Below are 1,398 nucleotides of genomic sequence, written 5' to 3' on the forward strand. Positions count from 1 at the left end.
TACATTTTTTTGTGTAATACCGTCCATATTAGGAAAGTTGTTTTTAGACAATTCCATAGCCATCGACAAACTTATGCCGCAGCAACCCGGGCAAAATCCCTCAAATGAAAATCAGCCTTCTGAGTCATCACCTAATAACCGTATGAATAATTCCACCCCGCCAACCAGGGGGGCAGTTGAGCAGCTACCACCAGGTGAGCTGGTATGCCAACAAGAGCAAAAAACGGCAGCCATATTACAGAAATACCACCGGGAGTTTGTTCCAACGGTTCGCGATGGTAATTGTTTTTATGATGGTATGTCCAAGGTTAGGAGTGATACCAGCATTATGAAGTTAAGAGAACGATCCTACCTTGAGGGAAAAAAATGCCTGGCAGGCAAAGGTAAGCTGCAATTTGATGCGGCACGTATTTCTTTTTTTAGGGAGCAGATTGAACAGTTAAGGCACTCGAGAACTTATGCCGAACAAATTGATCTTCGCCTGATGGCAGCTACTGAAAATTGCAGGATCGTTGTTTGCGATCTTGATGAAGAAAAAGTACTCAGCGTGGTTGGCCCTGAAGGTGAGCTTGAAGAGTATCCAAAAAAAACATTGTCTGAAGTAATGAGCCAAGACCCTGAGACAGAATTATTTCTGCTCGATACGCAGGGCAAGCACTACATGACAGGCAGGAAAAGATTTAACGGGAACCAGCAACCCGTGCGGAATTCCTCAAATGAATATCAGCCACTTGAGCCATCACCTTCAGTAGTCCCACCACCACCATTACTATCATCAACAACAACACCAAAGCCCAGTCGTGCGCAAAGGGAAAAGTTGCGCCCTCAACGGCAGGCTGTTCGAAGTTCACAGGTTAATGCGGCAAGTGACACGGTGAAAACGTCCCGGAATCAGAAACCCGAACGAGTTACGTCAAATGAATGCCAGCAACCCAGACTAACTTGTTCAACAGAATTTCCTCCAACAATAGCCGAACTAATAGCGAGAGAAATGGACCAACGGCGCGTGGTAATCGATGACAGTCCTGATAAATCAGAATCTCCCAATGATTCTGACTGGGATGAATCCTGATGAACCGTGTCACTGTTCTCCCTGTTTACCGGCTTATCAGGAATTCTTAAACACGAGTGATACTGTGCAACTTAACCGGCACTTTACGGTGAGTTGCTGGTCCCCGTTAACCCCTTCTAACCATTCAGAGACAGCACTCTGTCAGAGTTTTTATGAATAACCTAATAGGCAGCAATACCGCCATCAGTTCTCCAGCCTGCGCTATTAGCCAAGGTACCGAAGATGATCAGGGACGCCACTCAATGGTCAGGACCCTCTGCCATCCGAAACCTCACTTAGGAATTGTCTAAAAACAACTTTCCTAATATGGACGGTATTACACAAAA

At 45.6% G+C, this 1,398-nt stretch carries 1 protein-coding gene; it reads left to right on the forward strand.

The features are described from left to right. The first annotated feature begins 142 nt into the window (after positions 1-142). The gene (locus KDK14_RS06230) at positions 143-1,072 is read left to right on the forward strand and encodes an OTU domain-containing protein (RefSeq protein ID WP_257264153.1); all 930 of its coding nucleotides are present in this window, start codon (positions 143-145) and stop codon (positions 1,070-1,072) included. Positions 1,073-1,398 lie beyond the last annotated feature (326 nt).

The sequence above is a fragment of the Endozoicomonas sp. ONNA2 genome (genome assembly GCF_024606365.1).
In the GTDB taxonomy this organism is placed as follows: domain Bacteria; phylum Pseudomonadota; class Gammaproteobacteria; order Pseudomonadales; family Endozoicomonadaceae; genus Endozoicomonas.